The following is a 258-nucleotide window of genomic DNA, read 5'->3' on the forward strand; positions in this document are numbered from 1 at the left end:
GTTCGTGCCTGCCAGCCAGGTGCCGAGCGGGCCCTTCGACCGCGTGCTGATCCGAGTGCCGAAAACCCTGGCGCTGCTGGAAGAACAACTGATCCGCCTGCAAGGCCAACTGGCGCCCGGCGCCGAAGTGATCGCAGGCGCCATGGTCAAGCATCTGCCCCGCGCCGCCGGTGAACTGCTGGAGCGCTACATCGGGCCGATGCACGCGTCGCTGGCTGTGAAAAAGGCCCGGTTGCTGATTGCCACCCTGGCTGATCG

The 258-nt window shown here is 66.7% G+C and carries 1 protein-coding gene; it reads left to right on the forward strand.

The window, feature by feature from the left end:
- Positions 1–258, forward strand: a 258-nt coding sequence (locus ACTHSW_RS10915; RefSeq protein WP_440373928.1) for a hypothetical protein, incomplete at both ends; no start/stop codon positions are given.

The organism is Neisseria sp. P0008.S004 (assembly GCF_051962755.1).
GTDB lineage: Bacteria > Pseudomonadota > Gammaproteobacteria > Burkholderiales > Neisseriaceae > Neisseria > Neisseria subflava_A.